This window comes from uncultured Parabacteroides sp., from assembly GCF_902493135.1.
In the GTDB taxonomy this organism is placed as follows: domain Bacteria; phylum Bacteroidota; class Bacteroidia; order Bacteroidales; family Tannerellaceae; genus Parabacteroides.
Genome location: NZ_CABUOD010000006.1, coordinates 84,250 through 104,358, shown reverse-complemented (window position 1 = coordinate 104,358; position 20,109 = coordinate 84,250). Strand labels below are relative to the sequence as shown.

13 protein-coding genes are annotated in these 20,109 nt (G+C 46.6%); all 13 read right to left on the bottom strand.

The features are described 5' to 3' along the window. Positions 1-151 precede the first annotated feature (151 nt). The gene (locus RDN79_RS04485; RefSeq protein ID WP_308572931.1) at positions 152-610 is read right to left on the bottom strand and encodes a hypothetical protein; all 459 of its coding nucleotides are present in this window, start codon (positions 608-610) and stop codon (positions 152-154) included. A gap of 123 nt (positions 611-733) precedes the next feature. Then, the gene (locus tag RDN79_RS04480; protein ID WP_298552823.1) at positions 734-3,316 is read right to left on the bottom strand and encodes a hypothetical protein; all 2,583 of its coding nucleotides are present in this window, start codon (positions 3,314-3,316) and stop codon (positions 734-736) included. Further along, positions 3,313-3,882, bottom strand: coding sequence for a hypothetical protein (locus RDN79_RS04475; protein ID WP_298552821.1), 570 nt, complete (start codon positions 3,880-3,882; stop codon positions 3,313-3,315). The genes RDN79_RS04480 and RDN79_RS04475 overlap by 4 nt, the downstream gene beginning before the upstream one ends. Then, positions 3,869-4,765: a hypothetical protein gene (locus tag RDN79_RS04470; RefSeq protein ID WP_298552819.1), complete on the bottom strand. Its 897-nt coding sequence runs from the start codon at positions 4,763-4,765 to the stop codon at positions 3,869-3,871. The genes RDN79_RS04475 and RDN79_RS04470 overlap by 14 nt, the downstream gene beginning before the upstream one ends. Further along, positions 4,737-5,687 (bottom strand): hypothetical protein, encoded by a 951-nt coding sequence (locus tag RDN79_RS04465; protein WP_298552816.1) that lies wholly within the window; start codon positions 5,685-5,687, stop codon positions 4,737-4,739. The genes RDN79_RS04470 and RDN79_RS04465 overlap by 29 nt, the downstream gene beginning before the upstream one ends. Then, positions 5,680-6,360, bottom strand: coding sequence for a hypothetical protein (locus RDN79_RS04460; RefSeq protein WP_298552814.1), 681 nt, complete (start codon positions 6,358-6,360; stop codon positions 5,680-5,682). Before RDN79_RS04460 ends, RDN79_RS04465 begins: the two co-directional genes overlap by 8 nt. A gap of 93 nt (positions 6,361-6,453) precedes the next feature. Then, positions 6,454-6,774, bottom strand: coding sequence for an RNA-binding protein (locus RDN79_RS04455; RefSeq protein ID WP_298552812.1), 321 nt, complete (start codon positions 6,772-6,774; stop codon positions 6,454-6,456). Between the two features lie 38 nt (positions 6,775-6,812). Beyond that, positions 6,813-7,121, bottom strand: coding sequence for a hypothetical protein (locus tag RDN79_RS04450; protein ID WP_057256197.1), 309 nt, complete (start codon positions 7,119-7,121; stop codon positions 6,813-6,815). 52 nt (positions 7,122-7,173) lie between these two features. After that, a complete protein-coding gene (locus tag RDN79_RS04445) occupies positions 7,174-13,311 on the bottom strand; it encodes an interleukin-like EMT inducer domain-containing protein (RefSeq protein WP_298552811.1) in 6,138 nt (2,045 codons plus the stop codon). Between the two features lie 3 nt (positions 13,312-13,314). Continuing rightward, the gene (locus RDN79_RS04440; protein ID WP_298552810.1) at positions 13,315-14,352 is read right to left on the bottom strand and encodes a hypothetical protein; all 1,038 of its coding nucleotides are present in this window, start codon (positions 14,350-14,352) and stop codon (positions 13,315-13,317) included. Positions 14,353-14,365: 13 nt separating this feature from the next. Next, positions 14,366-17,509, bottom strand: coding sequence for a hypothetical protein (locus RDN79_RS04435; RefSeq protein ID WP_298552809.1), 3,144 nt, complete (start codon positions 17,507-17,509; stop codon positions 14,366-14,368). 2 nt (positions 17,510-17,511) lie between these two features. Then, positions 17,512-19,155 (bottom strand): hypothetical protein, encoded by a 1,644-nt coding sequence (locus RDN79_RS04430; RefSeq protein ID WP_298552807.1) that lies wholly within the window; start codon positions 19,153-19,155, stop codon positions 17,512-17,514. Next, positions 19,152-20,024 carry a hypothetical protein gene (locus tag RDN79_RS04425; RefSeq protein WP_298552804.1) on the bottom strand — a complete coding sequence of 291 codons (873 nt, stop codon included), beginning with the start codon at positions 20,022-20,024 and terminating at the stop codon, positions 19,152-19,154. The genes RDN79_RS04430 and RDN79_RS04425 overlap by 4 nt, the downstream gene beginning before the upstream one ends. Positions 20,025-20,109: the final 85 nt, after the last annotated feature.

The window sequence follows — 20,109 nt, the reverse complement described above, 5'->3', positions numbered from 1 at the left end:
TCAAAATGATGTCAGTTAGAGAAACTGATAGGCTGCAAAGATAGAGCCTTGTTATTAATTAGCCAAATTCCCTTTTAATTGTTTTTCAAAAACAATTAAAACCAATTGTTTTACAGTGAATTAAAATCAAATATTCGGCTAATAATCCAAATTATATAGGCAAACCTCTAATCCGCCGAAGCTCCTGCTGTATCGTTGCTTGGTTCTCCTTGATAAAACACTCCAGCTTCTTCTTCCGCAATCTTTCATAATACAAAGCTCGTTCAGGGGTAAGGCGTTTCGGTCGCCTGCAATAAATCCCCATATCACGGTACTCTTCCAGATAACGGAAAAACTTAGGCTTTCGCAAAGAAGGATCACCCGAAGCCCGGCAAACCTGCTCAATCAGTTCCACCTTCGGCTCAGGAAAAACACTCCTGGGCGTCAGGTTAAGAATGATGCTGAAGACGGCCGGTGCTTCATACTTCAACAAAAAGCCGAGACGGGTTTCCTCAAACCTATACTTTTTGTACGTCCCCGTTGGCCTTCCGTCCTCTTTTCGACGTGGGGACAGGCTCGGCTGGGGCGGTTGCGTGATTCTCGTCCCCCGGTACTTCTGTGGTCTTGCCATTTTGCTGCACGATTTCAGGGTTTACACTTCCGGTTACTTGCTCCGTTGGAAATACTTTGGGAGAGGCTGCCGCAATACGCTGGCGGCTCTCCACGTCTTGTTGAATGTTTACTCGTTTCATATTTACACAAAATAGGTGAAATTAATTTCTGTGGATACGTTATACCAACCACTTTCGTAAAGCTGGATACTGCGGGAGTTGGCCCGGATAATAAAGGACGAACCCCGGTTATATTTGTGGTCATCATTGTAATCGCATAAAGCGCAACGCAACCCGTATTTGGGAGGTTGTATCTGATTGGGAATCACGGCCACTACACCGCCCATGTTGCTGCCGTCCCTTTGTGCGGTGTTAATAATCCCCTGGATGCTGACGATATTTCCGATTTGCCGGATAAAGAGCTGCCGGGTGTCCGTGCCGCTACCGGAATTGTTCATCTGCAACCACCCCGTGTCGCTTATCTTGGTCTGGTAGTCATCGGCATAAGCCGCCCCCAGGCTACGGCACGCCAACTTCTTGGCATCAGCGTTTGGCAGGGATAAATCCGATAGCTTTCCGTCCTTGCGCAAATAACTGTCTGTTACTTCCTTCTTGGAAAATACATCGAATTTATCTCGGAGTGCTTGCTGCGCTTGGGCGGTAGTCTTTCCCGATTTCACAAGAAAAGTAATGTAGTCTTGGAACAACGTTTCAACCACTGCAAAACGACTGTCCGATACGCTTTTGGTATATAAACCCAAATTTGCGGCGATGGTATCTTTATCCGAAGAATTATACCCGTCCAGTAACCGATTGGCTTTTTTTGCCAACTCTTTGACAACTTGGGAGGTCGGCACATACCCCTCTACTTGGGCATAGCTGGCACCCGTGTTGTCTGTATAGGCAAAACTGCCTGTTTTAATTCCTTCCAGCTTCTTTTTCAGCGTTTCGGTAAATATCGCACCCGTATAAGCGCCGTCCGAACTTAGTTTGCCTTCCAGCATCTTATCAATTTCGGTAGTCGAATACACGCTGATATTTTTTCGGGCTTGTGCCTTATCCGGTAAATCCGACAAATTGGAGCTTTTGGATAACTTTAAATCTCCCGTCCCTCGTTTCTCCGCATCAAGGTTTACCCGAATCTCAGCTTGTTTCTCCGCTTTACGGGCAGCAGCCTGTTCGGGGCTCATGCCGTTGATCTCATCCGCTGAAAGATTGATAAGCTCCGTAAGTTTACCTTTAATAGTCAAATATTTACCGTCTGTCTCACTTTTGGAGTAGACAGATAAATTCATCCGGGCAACGCCTTTGTCAAACAAGTCATCCAGGTTACTACTGACATTCAACTTGTATTTCAGGGCATCGGCTACATCGTCGGCAGTCACATAACCCGTACCTCCATCACCGATAGAACCGTTCGAAATGGCATCCAGTTTCTTTTTATATGTAGTCGTAAAATCTTCTGTTGATAACTGTTTACCGCTGACCACCGACACTTTTTTTGCAAGCGCATCATCAAAATTCTTTTGGGTGACAAAAATCGAATAAATATCCGTCCCTTTCATCCGTACTTCCCCGGAAAGGTCTATAAATCCCTTCGGGAGAAAAACCAGATTCCCGAATAAGTTACTCACTGTAAAATCATTTGTACTGGTAGTGAGGTATCCCAGCGAGGCGATGGGCGTTTTGTCCCGGTCTTGCCATTCAATGATGGCGGTCAGCTCCGGATCGCCTTTGGCAAAGGAAGTATTACGCAAGACATAGCCACATCCATTGCCGCAAACCTGGAAAGAGCCGTTCACGGAAACTGTCTTTGTCTTTCCTTCTACCTGAAACAAGGGTATGGAACACTTTTTACCGTCGTACACGTTGAAGTTCCGAAAACGGCTGGTAGTCTGGTTATATCCGCAATGGTTAATATTGATAGAACCGTCATCGGTATCGTCACCAATATTAATCAGATGGTTTTGGTATAAATAGCCACTCCCGATTCGTCCCCGTTTCAGGTTCATCGCATCACAACAAAATCCGTTTTCATCCAGTCGGGCTAATTCCGTCGTTCCTTTCAGAAAAGAAAACGAACCGTCCGTATTCAACACGATTTCTGCCGTCAGCAATTCATTCAGGTAGGCTCCTAAAGAGCTTTCACCGTTTTCCTTTACCCGGCTGCGGAGACTGCGACCGCCACTTCCCTGGGTGCTGATTTCTTTGGTTGATTTCAACGTCTTTTCGACCGTTACTTCCCCGCTGAAAGTAACATCCTTTTTCACTTTCTGACGGGAAGCCGGGGAATCCAGCAACAAGGCGTATCGTCCGACAAACTTCTCGTTGAGCCGGGGAGCATACTCACGGCTAAGTTCCAGATATTGAGGCGGCAATCCCGTTACCGGATCGGTTACTTGCGGCACGGCGGTTCCTCCGGCACACAGATAGCAACAACGCCCGCGTTTATTGATTTCATTGGCATAGACAATTGATTCGTTCGTGTTGGTCTCATAAATGAAATATGGGAAACCTGCCGGATTCGCGCCCTCGAAATGGCGGATCTTGCCACCCAGCCACACGTAGCCGGGGGTAATCGTATTGCCTTCGGTTTGGCAGCCGGAAATGACAAAGGCCGGACATTCTGAAAAAAGGGCGGTCAAGCTCAACGCCAGTTCCTGCAAATTCAGCACATCGTCCGAATAGGTATATCTTCCGCCGGTTTCTGCTATATATTCTTTCATATTTTAGTGTTGTTATTAGGTGCAATTTCTTCTCCGTCAATCTTGATTAAATACGTTTTCCCGGCTACCTTATAGGTGTTTACCACATAAGAAAGCTGGTAGACAAACTCTTTCGTGGGTATTTTAATGGGGGGAACGTTTACCATAAAACTCACTTTATTGATGGCGCGTTCTTCCGCTATACGGTAAAACTCCCTGGGCTTTTCTTGTGGATTGGAAGCCAAGACAGCCTCACCTTCTTTCCAGACAGTGAACGGGCGGCCATGTACAGCGTTTTCATGGTATAAATCCACACCCAGCGACACGCTTTCCGACAGAAAAATACGGTCGGTGGAATCAGCGAGGTAACGCCCGAACTTATAATTGAGATACCACTCAAAGCAAATAATCTGCGAGGTCATCCGGGCTTCAATATGCTTATCTTTGGCAAAAGCCATAAAACGCTCGTTCAGCGTTTGCAAGGGGTAAGCCAGACTTTGCAGAAGTAGGATGTACCGGCGTCCGTTCAGGTAATAAGGCACAAGCCGGTTTACCAGTTTGTCGATAGGGAGTTTATACCTCTTCATTATGGTCTACAATTAGTTTGATAGCTTCCCGGAAATTGGGAATCCCTTTTTCTTCACCTTCTCCACCCGATTGTTTCAAGTAACCCGAAAAGGTATGGCTCATCCGTCCGATACGCCGGGCCGGTGTCAAATGACCGTCACTGTCATAAGGAGCGATAAAAACTCCTTGTTCCGGTTGCGCTGCTGCATCGATATAAACGTCTGTTACATGTTCGGCTTTACGGATGGCTGCAATAATATCCGACACATAAATGGTCGAGTCAAATTTGATACTCAGCATATAGGTATTAAGCTGTTCCTCAATCAAGTCGTAAATATCCGACTCCAAAACAGCACCGTCATAGTAAACCGACAAACGGGGAATCAGAATATCCCCTTCCTGGCTGGTTACTTCAATACGGGTTCCGGCAAACTTAATCCGGTTGATATACGACTGAATCAGTACCAGTTCCTCTGCCGGGATAGCGTGCAGGTTCCCTTTGTCACCCGTGGCAACCTTTAATATCAATTTATTATCCAGATTCACGTCATCATGGCTTTCCATATAGGAGGCTTGCGTAATAATCTGTTTCGTCGGGTCAGTCTGGTTATATCCGAATGCCAACCCGTCTTCACGCATCACCAGTTCGTCACCTTGCTGGTATTGCAGTAAGGCGTTGATATAATAGGTGGGCGTTCCGTTAATCCGGTTATTCAGAATATTCGATATGTCGATGGCAAAAACATCGAGCAGGCTTTCGAAACTGAATACCACCGCCGCAAAAGTCCACGTAATACCGTTCAGAATAGAAAGTTTTGAATCACTTGCGAATTCAGAAAGTTCAAGGCGCTTATTGCGTTCCCGTACCGCTTCATCATATATTTGCTGTATCGTTCTGCTCATACTTATAAATTAAACCGTTAATAATAAATTCCCAGGGTGAACCTTCGTTCCAGGCTTCTTCATGCGTCAGTACCCAAATGGCTTCCATGCCTGAGCCGATTACATACCGCCCGTTTACATCCTTTGCAGGTTCCCGGTACGTGCCCGAAGGCTGGCATTGAAGCGTTATTTGGCAACTGCGCCGGTTGTCGTGCCGGGTAACTAACCCCGTCAGGTAAGCGTCTATCGTGGGCTGGCGGTAAACCGTTCCGCACAGCGAAAGCCTCATCAGGTTTTTCAGTTCCAGTAGTGGAGTCAGGACATCCGTTTTCAACCCGTCCAGGCATACATCATACACTCCTGGGAACATGGGCAGGCTGACGATGGATAATACGGCGTTCCGCAGGGTAAACCGTTCCACGGAAAGAGGTTTTAATATATACAGTTCCGACGGGTGAAATCCCGTGAGGTCAAAGGATTGCAATGAACCTTCCATATACAGTGAAATTTTTCGTTTACCACCTACCGGACAATCAAAAAGATGGTTGGTTTGTACCGCCTTTCCCGTCAGCGGGATTATCTCGGCTGCGGAGTTGTCCCCCCAGTCAATTTCCAGTTTTCCCCGGCCCGATATGGAAAAACCGGCACTGATTTCCGTATTCGCCAGATAAAGCTCGATAGCCAAAGGAAGTGTGAAGACTTTGGGATAGACATGCAATTCTCCCGAAGCCGGAGTGATGCCATGCGTTTGATAATAGGCAACGACTTCCCGGTCTATTTGGTAATCATCCGTATAAACCAACTCGTCGCCGGATTGTAAATCGTCATCCAGCGAAAGGAATTCATTATTTACCAGCAAATCGGTAATTCCTTCAATGGCTCCGTAGGTGTGGATGGCCACATCGTAGAGGTTCTGTCCTGCAATAACGCTGTATCTACCCATTTTTCTCTTTTACTTCCAGTAATAATTCTCCTGTCGCTGAATCCATATAAGCATTGACAATAATCATATTGTCCGCCTCAAACTCACTTTGCAGCTTGGCTGCCAGTCCCGTATTTTCAAAGTTCCCATGCAGGTAATCAATCAGCCCGACACCCGTCAAGGGATGCTGGTAAAGAGTTCCCGCAGAGGCTTTCAACAAAAAGGTTTCGTTCTGCGGCAACGAGGCTTTAATCAGCAAGTCCGTCTCATGCCCGCTATACAACTCAAGCCGCCCTTTAGATAAAATCAGATTGTAATAGTTTTCGCTGTTCAATCGCCGGAACTCCGCCAACCGGATACTTTCACCACCGGGCAAAACAACCGGATACCAAAGCTGGTTGGTTGTCCGGTTTATCACATATTCCGGATTATCGTCTGTATCACCGATACGGAACCGGAGCATCAGTTCTTTATATTGCGGGGCATAAGGCAAATAGACGTGTGCCTGAAAGCCATCCTGTACCCGCTTCTCGCTTCCTTTTGGAAGAAAGACATCGCCATAAATATAATTATCGTTATCAGCGCCTTCCACATAATCCGGCAATACAAGGTCATAGAGCGTTTTACCGACAATATTGTCGGTCGTTTTCAATTCGCCGTATTGCGTGTCAATCTGTATATCTTGTCTTGCCATAGTTTGAAAAAAAAATCCCGGCTGCTTTGTCTGAGCGACCGGGAAAGTTCACTCTATCCGAAGAATAGAGTGAAAGGGCAGGAATGGTTTAATTTAGACAGTCAGACCATCGAAAATTTTCTCGACAGTAGCCCACATATCATCCGGCAAACTCTCGTCTGAAATTTTTTCACACACCTGTTTCAGATATTCGCCCTCGTCAGCAGAAAATTCAATAGAAAGCGGAGTCTCTTTCTCAACGTCCCATTCGATACGCTTGGTCTCAGCATTCTCTCTTAGATGAATCTCCCCACGTTCGGAATCTGAAATCTCGATTTTGCGTGCAATCTCCTTCTTCAGATTGAATTGCTTAAAGTTACCCTCTTTAGGTAATAGTGCCGGGATATACAGCCGGTCTTTTACTGTTAGTTCCATGCTTACTTTTTTAATGGTTTACTTAAAACGAATAGTGGCTATCTGTCGGAAATGTTTTCCGGCTGCTGCATTTCTCCGGCACTCTCTTTGATTTTCTCAACGAATTTCTCAAAATCGAGAAAATAGAGGGAGGGCTTGCCTTGCTCGGTCAGATTACAAAAGATATTCCCGTTCTCGTAAGTGATATATCCGACATCCAGCTTTTCTATTCCGTCGGGCTGAAAGGCTTGCACAGTGGCGTGGATACGGGTTAGCACTTCATTAATCAGTACATACTCAATGATGTAAGTCGCATTGGCGGTCGTCTCTTCCGCCGTTTTTGTTAAAACAGTATTTGTTATATTCATAATTAAAAATGATTTCATTCAGAATAGAGCATACTCACATAAAAAGTTTATCTTATGACCAGTCTGCCGTGCTAAAAACTTGAAAACAGAATGAACCTTCGTTTGCAGAGGAATCGTCTTGTGTTTGTACATAAAAATAAGAGCTGTAAATTCCCATAATGGTGGCATATATAGGAGTTCCCGTATAGTAACCGGTCATTTGAACGAAAAAGTTACTACTCAGGCTCCACGGCAGATATACAGTATAACGTCCGGTTCCGGTACGGCTGACGGACATTCTTGAGCCGTCGAAAGTCTTCTGTTTTAATGAAACGCTCGTCCCCGATAAAGTGACAATCCCCGAAGCCAGCACTTGAAGAAAACTGCCGTATTTTCCCGTACACATCATATCTCTGCGATTAATGACGATCCAGCCGAAAAAAGTGGCATTGTCACCGTAACCGAGCAACTCGACAAGTTCACGGGAGAAAGTGATGGATGTTTTCTGAATACCATCCTCAAAAAAATATTTTCCGCTGGGGGCAGTTATTGTCATATAGCCGACTGTGGTATTACTTCCCCATTTATAGTTTACCAGCGTCACCCTTCGTCCGCTTTGTTCCAATGACCACGGTAAGGCGATGCTCTCGTCCCAGGAGCCACGGATTGCCACGATATTATCGTAGTTGTTGAAATTCTCCTGGGTAGAGGTGTCGCCACCTATCCAGATAGAAGAATCGTTCAGTACAAACTTATTCCGCACGCTTCCCTGAATACGAACATTATTAAAAATGGCATTTTTGGCCTGTACATTTCCGGCTGCATCCCACGTAATATTCCCATTGGCCAGACGACCGGAACCGTCGGCGGCAAAAGATATTTTCCCGTAGCCGAAGGTAGCCGAACCGTCAGACTTTAATCCCCAGTAATCAATGCCCGTAGATGGGTTGTCATTGTACATATATCCGCTACTGCTAAATACCACCCGGTGCCCCGAACTCGGAGAAGAAGCTGCGATGGAACTTGAAGAGAGGTTCCACCCCCCGATACTTCCACGGACAAACGTACAAGTCAAACCATTTATATAGCTTGTGTTTATGATGTTTGCCTTAATACTGGCAGCATCCAACTTCGTTGAATTGATACTTCCCGCAGCAATACGGTCTGCACTAATCGTTCCGGCAGTGATTTGATTGGCATTCAGCGTGGAAGTGTAAATTCCGTTGGCATCAATGGTCGTCGTATATTTCTCTGTCGAAGTCACATCGAAAACCGTCGCGTAAGCCACGTACCAAGTCAATGTCGCCGAGCCTTCTATATAAAAAAAGTTAGTTGAAGAAAAGCTACTGGTTCCACAAGTCACTTTATACACATATTCTGCCCAATCACCCGTTCCTGCCCTGGAAGTCAGCCATTTCGACGAACCTCCGCTGCCAATAGCATTTGAAGCCCATTGGATATTTCTTCCCACAGGGATTTTGGCGATGATACGGGCGATAAAAACTTTCCGGTACGAACAACCGTTGCCAAAATAAAAACCACCGCAACCCGGAGAAGCACTGCCGGTATTGACAATCCTCAATACATATTTGCTGTCATTTGGGGCCGTACTGTCAGAAATACGGGCTATCGTAACCGTGCCGTTACCGCTGTTATTATACACGTTTATGCCATTCTGACCATTGTAAAATGTCGGATCACGGTATAACATCTTGCCAAATGCCATCGCCGAAGCCAGCTCTTTCGCTGCGTTGGCTTTATTAGTGGCGTCTGTGGCCGCACTGTTGATTGCTTCTGTCTTTTTGGTATCCGCATAGCTCTTTGCCTGATTCAGGGCATTCGTAGCGGCATTCGTCCAGTTTAATGTTACGGACGAGCCGAAGCTCACATTACCACTGGCATCCCAGACAATATTCCCGTTTGCCAAACGTCCGGACCCGTCGTTGTTCAAACGCCATTTTGTTCCATTATAAAGACTACCATCCGAGCCCAGATAAACACTGTTTTTCCAGATGCTTTGATTGTCAAAAGCCCATCCCGCAATGCGGTTATAGACTTCTTTACTCCCCGAACGGCTGTAATTGGCAGATAAACAGAAATATTCCAGATGATCCCAGGACATCATCTGAATACCGATAAAGCCGGTTTTTACAGTACTGCCCGAAGCGGCGACCTGTCCGAATACAATATGCCCCGCATTGTTGGATTGGTGCCAGGTCATTGTGATACCGAGAGGTTTGTAAGCACCCGTGTACCAGTAACCGCTACCTGCCGCAGCTTTCCGGATTTGGATAGGCGTAGCACCTACAACACCCAGATTGCCATTTGAAATATTATCACTGCCAATCGTCCAGCCACCGATACTTCCTTTGGTAAATGTGCAGCTTAATCCGTTAATATAGGAGGTGTTAATTATATTTGCCTTAATACTGGACGCATCCAGTTTGGACGAAGTAATGCTGCCTGCGGCTATCCGGTCAACACTGATAGTCCCGGCATTGATTTGATTAGCGGTCAGCGTTCCCGTATAAATTCCGGTACTGCCGATATATGTCAATGGATGAGCGGTCAACGTTGAATCGTTACCTTGTGCCAATACAATAAACCGGTGACGGCGAATTTCTTCCTCCACCGAAGCTGTTAATGTACGGGGAGCCGGTGCATAAGCCTTATAATCTCCCGACTGAAAAATCTGATCGGAAGCATAAGCTATTTGTGGAGCGGAAGGAATAGGCGAAGGACTATACGAACCGTTTTCAATGGTCTGGTCCGAGTAAATATGATAAACGGCTCCCGTCGTACCACCGCCTCTCAGAAAAATAGCGAACATGCAGCTATTTCCACAAATGGCGGCACCGGCAAACATACGGGAATAACACTCCGACAACTCATAAATGTCCCACGAGTACGAAGCACCGCCCCAACCACCGAAATTAGCCATGATGGACAAAATCAGGCCGCCCATGTGGGTAGCACTTTTACTGTCCCAGTCAGACGGGGCTTGCTCCGAATAAGCACGGCGAATAAGAATAGTTCGTTTGTGGCTTTGGTCTCCTCCTTTGAACACCACCGGATAATACTTTCCTGACTCACCGTTTATCACAATTTTTTTGTAATAACGATAACCATAATTGGCAGTCTTCGCAGCCTCAATATCATTCTTCCACTTCAAAGAAACAGAATCGCCGAAAGTAACATTCCCGGCAGCATCCCAAATAATGTTACCATTGGCAATCCGACCCGAACCGTCATTATTTAATCGCCATTTCATTCCATTATAGATGCTGCCGTCTGAACTTAGATAAACATTATTCTTGTAAATTTGTATCGTGTCGAATACCCAACCTGCAATCCGGTTGGTACTTCCTATCTGGGCAACAATCGTCCCGGCTGAATTAGTCGCATAAAGCCCGAAATCCGTGTTACTATTATAATACAACTGTACCCGGTGACCGCTGGTACTACTCGAAGAAGCACCGAAAACGGCAATACGCTTGTTAGCTTTATCCAGTACAATCTGTCCGCCAGACAAGGTGGTGCTACCAATCGTCCAACCGCCAATAGTACCTTTGGTCACATTTAGAGTCAAAGCCTGGATATTGGCGGCAGTAATCAGTGTAGCTTTCAATTCTGTGGTATTCAGGCGGGAAGTGTCAATCGTTCCGGCAGAGATTTGGTTGGCGTTCAGTGTACCCGTATAAATACCGCTACCGTTGATAAAAGTATTGCGTTGTCCGTTTACGGAGATGCCTTGGGGAATGCCATTCACCACCAGCGTCGATAACTCGGCATAAGGTTCTGTTGCTTCCAGGCCATACAGGGCAAACAACCCGTTATTTTTCCCGATACCCGGAATACCGATAAAAGCAAACGGGTTACGGGCATCGGTAATCAGGCGGTCACTACCACCACACCGTTGGATGGCAGTGTTTAGCGCGGCATTAATCCGGATAGCATCATAAGAGGTCAATATCACAATCTTATCTGCCCCCAGTGCATTTAAAGCAGTCGCCAATGTATTACAATTCGTATCACTACTGTAAACATCATAATTCGTTGTCGAATTGACTACCAGCGTATCACGGGCAATGACGGTCAAGGTTAATCCTCTTGCGCTCGATTCATTCACGACAGTGCCGTTTAACACCACCTTACGGGTAGCCGAATGATTCAGACCTGTGCCACGGACATAAAGTTTACCGCTATTGGCGGCGGTAACAGCAGCATTGCTCCACAACAACCTCACACCAGCAGAAAAAGTCACGTTCCCGGCTGCATCCCATACAATATTACTTCCGGCAATAGCCCCGGCGCCGGTTGATTCCAAACGCCATTTCATTCCACGGATACCCGTTGAACCAATGGTTATGCTTCCCGAAGCAGAAGTATAACCTCCCGAAGCATTGTTTTTTGTTCCCCTGAAAATCGAATCGGCATCTAACGACCAACCTCCGATTTTTCCTTTGGTGACATTCAGCGTGAGAGCCTCAATATTTCCAGCCGTGATTAGCGAAGCCTTCAACGCATTCACATCGATACGGGCGGCGGCGATTGTTCCCGCCGTAATTTGTGAAGCATTGATGCGGATGGTATTTACCGTATTGGCAGACAATGTGCCTGTAAAGATGCCGGTAGAGCCTATATAGGTCAATTTTGTAGCCCAGCCTTCCGTATTGGCTTTATTTGTTAGGGCATCGGCCACAGTACGGGCATCTGTTCCGGTTTTTTTAGCATCGGCTACATCTTTCTCTATGTCTGCCTGACAACGCCCCCATGAACCTTTCGTCCCTAATTGTAAGGAGATATTCTTTACATGGGCGATACCCTCCGCACCCGAATGTCCGTAAATATAGAAAGAAATAGGTTTCGTCAAATCAATCTCGGCATCCAGGGTAAAGGTATAGGATACCCGTTGCCATTGGTTTATTCGGGACGGACCAAGGGAGTAAGAACCACTGCTGAAAGCGGCAGCCGTCTTTCCGACCTTAGTGCTGTAAATCCCTCCGTGGATAATCATCCCCGCTGTATCAACCATCAAATCTGCCGAGAAAGTGTAACGGCAACCCGGCATCAGTTTCTCTTTCTGGTGAACAGCAGTTGAGATTCCCATCCAACGTTTTGTCTGATTATAAATAGAGTTTTTATTTATAAACTCCAATACGGAAAAACCAAATTTAGAAATATTCAGGTGCGCATGATAACCCGTTGTAGGGGCAGTGACCCCGCTATTATAACCCGAACCCCAATTCTGAATTACATAAGTTCCATTCAGTGCGTTATCCCAGCCAATATTATTATTGTTGGAATAATACCGCAGATCACCGTTCGGTAGCAGATTGTCGCTACCTACTTGGAGTTCACTGATTTTTGTATCTGTATTGGACGCAGCGGTTGAAATAGCGGCAGCTTTGGCTGCGTCCGCTTTAACTTGTGCAGTATTGGCGGCACTATTAATAGCCTCTGTTTTGGCCTGGCTAATAGCATTAACCCAATTCAGGCTCACGTTTGAACCGAATTCCACTTTTCCTGTCGATACATTATACTTAATGTACTCATTCCCATTGCCCAATTGTACATTCCCGCTGGCTTCGACTGCGAATGTTTTCTTTCCATCCGCAAATCCATAGATACCGTTTACCGTTTCTTTGGTTATCGTACCCGAAGCGTTACGGGTACTCAGGGCAAAACGCCCTATTGCCATTCCCGTCACGGTACCGTTACTGTTCTTCATCCCGGCAAAAATCTTTGGCGTAATAAGACTTTGACCGTCAATGACTGTTTTACCGCTGTTCCAATCAGCTACCCAATCCAGCAGGCTCGCATCCACACCCGGATTACCCGGTGCTCCGGACCTTACCTTATACCAGCCGAAAGAAATTGTAAAAGTCTGACCATTAACCACAACCGGAATGCTTATCGTTCCTGTATCTGCCAATGTGCTGTTTCCGCCGGATACCGTATAAGAAACGGTCTTTGTACTCTGATTGACGGTAATCGAGGTAAATCCGGTTGGGGTGGAGATAGCCCCGATATTGAATCCGCTTACCGGGGTTTCTCCTTGGCGTACTGATATAACCGAGTGGATAACAAGCGAACTCAATACCTTTCCCGTATGGTCACACGCAATAGCCGCCTTATCAATGGTCTGATAAACGGAATAAGTGTCAACTGCGACACGTATCGTAATTTGTCCCCTTGCTATCAGTGCCATACTTTACTTGCTGATTTCTACGGTGAATGTTGCGGCTACAGTCACTTCATCACGGGTGACGGTCAGGGTACGTCCTGTCTTAATACCCGATGTCCCCCAGGCAGTATCTTGTACACCCAGTTTGTTGAATTTCCGCCAAGTGCAGGTTGCTCCCGTAAAAAAAGAATCCGGAAGCAATTCTCCGTTTTGCCAGCAATTCACGGTCAGGATGGTAGAGGTTAGTCCCGAGGTAAGGGTAGTCCCTGCCGGAGCGGTGATTTCAACCTGGTAAGGGTCGCTCATATCCGCAAACGAGATAATATCGCTTACTGTGGTATTGTAAGTACCGCTGGCAGCATCCGTATCTTTGATTGTGCATTTGAAGCTGTCGAAATTCAATACCGCCGATTCGGGAATGGTGATTTCATTCGTTGTATATCCGGTAATGCCTCCGGCATTGGCAGAGGTGATTTCCGTCCAGTTTCCACTACCCAGCTTATACCACTTATAAGTGACATTTGTATTGTCGATAGTGGAACCTCGCCACATGTCACAATGAGCTTTCAAAGTCGCGGATGCACCGTTTTTGAATACAGTCCCTTCCGGGGCATAAGCTATCGCACAAATCAATTGACCGGCGTTTATGGTCTTTGTGTAAGTGATAGAGGTTTTTGCTTTTGTTTCGGCCCCCGTATCCGGATCGACATAAGTCACCTCACATTCCACTTGAAGCTGATTGACCGAGGTCATGTTGTTTTTGATAGTTAAAGCATAGGGGGAAACTGTTGCCGCTGTCGCTCCGAAAGTGGAAAGAGTGGTTGAACCGTTTATTTTCCATACGGGTGTTCCTTTCAGCCTCGATACCTGGTTTGTACCGACGCCCGTCACATAGATCTCTGGAGTAATCACCAGGAAAGGGGAAGCTGACCAGGAAGGAGTATAACTACTGTTTTCTTTGTTAAATATCTGAGTCGTAGCTACATTGCTGCCCAGATAAAGATTAATGGATTTACCATCGTTTAAATCCACAATCGTGATTTGTCCTCTTGAAATAACTGCCATAATTTATAATGATTTAATGAATGATTACTTCACACGTAAAAGTCGCCCGGCGGAACACATCTTCATCGGTTAAGGCTACGTTCCGGCCAATTCCGGCATGAAGCTCGTTCCAGACGGTATCTCCGTCGGGATTGTTGGAAATTCTAAACCAGTTGAATTGATTGTCGCTAAGGCTGTTCGTAATATCCTCTCCACCCTGATAGACATAAGCAATGAGTGTAGTCGTAATGTTCCCATTGATAAAATTAGTCCCGTTGTCCGTCAGGATTTGTACCGAGTAAGCATCCTCACCGTCAGATAACTCACTAAGGGAAGCCTGACCACGGGCGATTAGCCTTTGAGCGTCGTACACCTCGCACATCAGGGCACCCCGGACACTAATGTCATCTTTGGATACGGTGATTTGCTTGCCCTGATAACTTCGGACAACCTGCGTTCCCTCTGCGTTAAACAGCTTCCAGTTATAATGATATACCATGCCGTTTACATCCTTCTCATCTCCGGAACGGTACACAACGGCACGGGCCTCTATATCATTTCCATCGTTCTTGACGATAAATCCTTTTTTTCCTGTAATCTCCACGAAATAAGGGTCTGAAAGGTCTGTAAACGTAAGAATATCACACACAATTTGTCCGGCAAAACCATTTCCGGCACTCATGTCCGTATCTTTGATAGAGCACTTGAAGGTTTCAAAATTCCGTACCGCATCAGCGGAAAGCACAAGCTCGTTGGTGTTCCAACCCGATACGGTCCCACGGGGATTTTCTTCATTCAACAAAGCCCAACCGGGACCTAAAAGGGAATCATAGAAAGGGGTGGTTACAATGGCATTCACCACATAATCACGGATAAGTGGTGTAGTGAGAGTAACCGTTTTCGTCTGAACATCTACCGATTGTATCACATGGGCATGGTGGCCGATCAGGTATATCGTCCTTCCGGGTATCATATTAGCCACAGAACGCAGGGCTATCGTGTAAGAACCGGCTTTTGCCGACATGGAAAGTTGGGCATTGGCAAAAACGGATTCATCTTTCACTCCCCAACGGTAATCAACATTCGTATTGTCTATTTTAGCTCCACGCCACAAATCGCAATGCGCCCGCAACTGCCCGGCACCATCTCTGAATATATTCCCGTCAGGTGCATACGCCACCGCCACCACGGTAGAACCGGGATTAACCAATTGGGTAAATTGTAAATCTGCATTTATCGGATATTCACTGCCGCTGCCATCCAGCCAGATTGCTTGAAAAGCATAGCGGATTTGGGGGGCATGTGGACCGATATGGTTAGCCTTAATGCGGAGAACATACTTGCCCATTGAGCCTTCAACCGTACAGCTATCCTGTCCACTCACTATTTTCACCCCGTTTTTATACCAGCAGGTCGAACCGGGCTTAATTCCCGGTTTGCCGGAACTCAAATCGGCAACTTCCGTTATCAGGTCAGTTTCCCCATAACGGTCAATGTACAGGGAAGGGGTAAGCAAAAGAGGTGTATTCCCCCAACTGGGTTGCCATACATTTGTTTCACGGTTATAAATCTGAGTGGTAGGAAGATTTGAAGATACAAAAGCCCGGATGTTGGATGGTTTGACCTGAGACAATATCTGATCCTTTGCCACCTCATCCAATTCTCCCCAACGAATAGTCATATCCGTCAATTCAATATCATCTTTCGTCCATTTGAATTTGCCTCCGGCAAAATGCCCCGTTCCGTCCGCATGGATGACAAAAGAACCGTCACGGGAACAAATCGAACCATCCTCGTTCAGACGAAGCAAAGGGTTTTGGATCGTTCCACCGATACCGCCCTTGCAAAACCATGCCCCGTAATCTTCGGTGTACGACAATTGCGCATCCGTGGGCTGGTATTGGGTAATAGTTTCGCCACTTTCCATTTGTGGTGCGGTGAGCAATATCCCGTTCAGCCCGCTTTTCATCCCAACAGTAAAAACAGGACGCTCGGATGCTGATACGATAAACGAGACTTTATGCCGTCGCCATTCTCCGGAAACGGTAATTTCTATCTCCCGGATGAAATGCTCGTCCTGATAAAAAGAAATCTTCCCCGCATCCGATTTTATCCAGATGGAGAAACTATACCGTTGTCCTACATGGTCACGCCGCCAGGCTACGGATTGTACGGTAAGTTCCGTATCTCTATCCACACGGATAGCATGGCCGATACCAACCGGGCTGTTTTCTTCAACAACCACGCCGCCGGAAAAAAGACAACCCACAGAGTCGGGAATAACATTCTTATGAATTTTTCCCACATAAAAAGTTGAAGCGTAGCCGTTAGCATCTCCTGCTGTCAGTGTTCCGGCGATATTCACATTACGGGTAGCGTAAAGGTTTTGAAAATAAGCGCCATACCCGTTGAGTATTCCGAAAACCGGATCAATGATACCCGTAATTTTTCCGATGCGGGTTTTAGTCGAATCTGAAAAAGTGGCAATATCCGACAAACGGACAATGTTCAGGTCTGAAATCTCACACCAATCCTCACCGGATAGAACCGGGGCTATCGTAAGTTTACGGTCGTACTGGGGAGGATAGTCGACCGTAATCAAGGTTAGCTTATATTGCCACTCGGTCGATATATCTACGGCATCCGTGCCGTCTGTCTCGCTTCCGTCCGAATAACCAAAAGAAAGAGCAACATTCGCCAGAGGTTTGGAAGCCCGGATATGGTAAGAAATCACCATCCGTTCAGGGTAAGCAACCCGGTCCGTAATCGGAAACTCAAATATTTCACCGGCATGGATACAACGGCTTTTATCCATCAGGTAAAGCGAACGTTCCGTTGCCAGGCCGTCAATAACATCCAGGTAGGGAGAATTGGAGTCGGAAGCTGTCAGGTATAATGCACCGCTCCGCTGCTCGTCAAACAGATTGGTAACCCGTACAAAATCCAGCAGTTCCCCGTTTTGGGGAACATCACCTTCTACCAGTGCCCCGATAAAGTAGTGGGATTCTTTACTACTAATAATATCGGTTCCGGTTTCCAGAACAATCATCAGCGAATAAATCAATAGGTTCGCATCCCGGTATTGCCGTCGGACAACATCACCAACTTGCAATCCCTGTGTCTTATGCGAGTCAGGGGCAATAATGATCTTATATGTTGCATAATTGTATTTTGACATCCTTAACTGATTCTTTCCACGTTATCACCACTGCATGAATCACTGACCCAAAGCGAACCGTTGGTAGCCGTATTTTTTTGTACCTCCAATTCGTAAATCCGCATTTTCTTGCGGATGGTCAACTCGTCAAAAGTGGCCGCGATATTTCCTGTTATACCATTTTTCAGTATCGCCCAACCATAACCGGCAAAGCCGGAAGAGAAACGCTCCGAACTGAGGCTGTTCAGGAAATAGGCATTCCCAAAATGCTTAATTCCGTCACTGGTGGATAACAGGTAGTTTTCGCTGGTGAAGAATAGGTGTTTGTCTGTCAATCGGGTGAATGATCCGTCAATTCCAACCGATTTTTTTGCTTCTATCGCCTGGTCGAAAGTGATAAAATCACAACCGGTCTGGAGATAGAAAGAACGTGAGCCGCTTTCCGGTAACTGGAAAACAGAAGTTGAGGCCCGGAATCCGAAAGCCGCTTGGTCTGATAAGCCGGATAACAAAACTTTCTCCCCATCCCCGGATAGAAACATACCGCTCTTGCTGCCGAACCGCATTCTCTTGTGGACGACAAGACCTTCGTTGTCATCGTTTTCCCGGTAGGTGGAAAGTAAATCTGCCCCATAGTTATGGGCTACCCGCAAGGAGTCCGGGAAATAAGCCGCTCCGTATTTACTGATTAATATATTATCCCCGTCTATATCGGTCAGCCCGGCAAAAAGCCGTAGCTGCTGGGTATTCTCACTTCCCAATAGCAAATGCCCGTAATCACACGAAAGTTGAATGTCACTTTCGTTTACACGGAATAGCACCGGCGTATCACCAATCTTTACACCGTACCCACTGTTAATCGTGAGAAAGCCATTTAGCAGTGCCTCTTCTTGACGGATATGCAGGACTGTTTTACCGTCAAAGCCTAATTTTACTCCATACAAAGCCGAGAGTTCACTCAAGAGGGTGACATTGCCCGAAACTTGAAGGGTTCCAGTCACCGTAGCATTTTGCATCGACCAATTGACTGTAGCAAGATTGGCGTTCCCGGCATGGTACACTTCCTTACCTTTGATATAGATCGTATCCGGTGAAAGTGCCACCCCTTTGGCTTTACTCTCTCCAAAGACCATCTCGCCACGGCTGAAAAGGCTGGAACTACCGAATGAAAGCACGGGATTCTCAAGGATCGCTATTCCATCCCCGGCACTGTAACGGATAAATTGCCGGCCACCAAGATACAGGTTGCTACCGCCGATATGAATATCCCCGGATACCTGCAAGCCGTAAACAGGGGTTACACCGTCTTCTGCGATTTCTTCATAGGCCCATAATAACCGGGTGTTTCCCATACCGGCTTCAAAGCCATAATTCGCCCGGAGTGCCCCCGTCATATTTCCGCCCGTCTTTTTCAGGTAATCCAGCAAAATACCGCCACCGCCTTCTCCGCCTTCTCCGGCAACCGCTCCCGCTATGGCAGAAGCAAAGTTATAAGCGGTATTACGTAAACGGATCGATGTATCGTCGCCTTCCTCGATGCCGTAAGGGTTATCCTCGCTTTTCTTATCCTGGGCATTAAAGAAATTGTGGTACAACTCGGAATAGATGGAATAACAAAGGCTGTTCGGGTCTAATTCCTCAATATCGGGTAATAGGATGACACTCATTTCGTATAGGCGGTTTGGGATAGGAACTTCTGAATCTTAGAGGCCAGCGAGGGGAAATTGGGCGCGTTAATGGCAGGCATGGTGCCCATCAGAGTGGGTGTCATTATTTTGCTGCACTCTGTGATGAAATCCAGCATTAGTTGGGCAAGGGCGTTCCCCAACACCAACGGTTCGCTTGCGTCTTCACCGCCAATGGTGACTTTCTTATCCGCTACCACGACCGTTGTCCCGTTTACATTCTGTTCAATCTTATCCGTAGTCTGGTTAAGCTGGGATTTATCGACCTTTTGGGCGATGCTTTCCGGCGTAACGGTAATCTCGGCTTGCTTGTCGTCTTTATTTTTGACGGTAGTCTGAATGTTTTCGGCTGTATATCGGGTAGAACTTTCATTGCCGGTCTTCTCCAACTGGTCATAATCGGGCGAGTCATTGCTCTCCGCATCCAGTTCTTCGGTCTCTGCCACCCCGATCACGCTCTCTTTGTGAGCGAGTATCTGTATAAAGTCCGCATGGGAGAAATTGACAACATAGGCGCATCTGGTCGCCGCATCCGTGACGATTGTAACGTCTGAAAACAAGGTGGGAATAATCAGGAACCCACCGGAATTATCCTGTAAGCCTGACAATAGCACGCCTTTATGAATGATAGGCTCCGAACTGGCGGTCTCGTCGGGAAATTCACCCACGTCAATAGTGCCGAGATATTCATCGTCATCACTATTCACCTTTGCAACATACCCATGAATCAGTCGGGCTGTTCCTACGCCGCCCGTACCGCAATGCGACATATCCACCCGGTCAATGCTACGCCCCAAAGCTATCTTTCGGATAGCTTCACTAATCATCCGTTGGCTGTTCTTCGTTTCCATTCTTCTTCTTTTAGTCGAAGAATAGTTCAATTACAGCCCGGAGGTTGAATCAGGGAAATCTATCGGGCAAAAAAAATACCGCAAT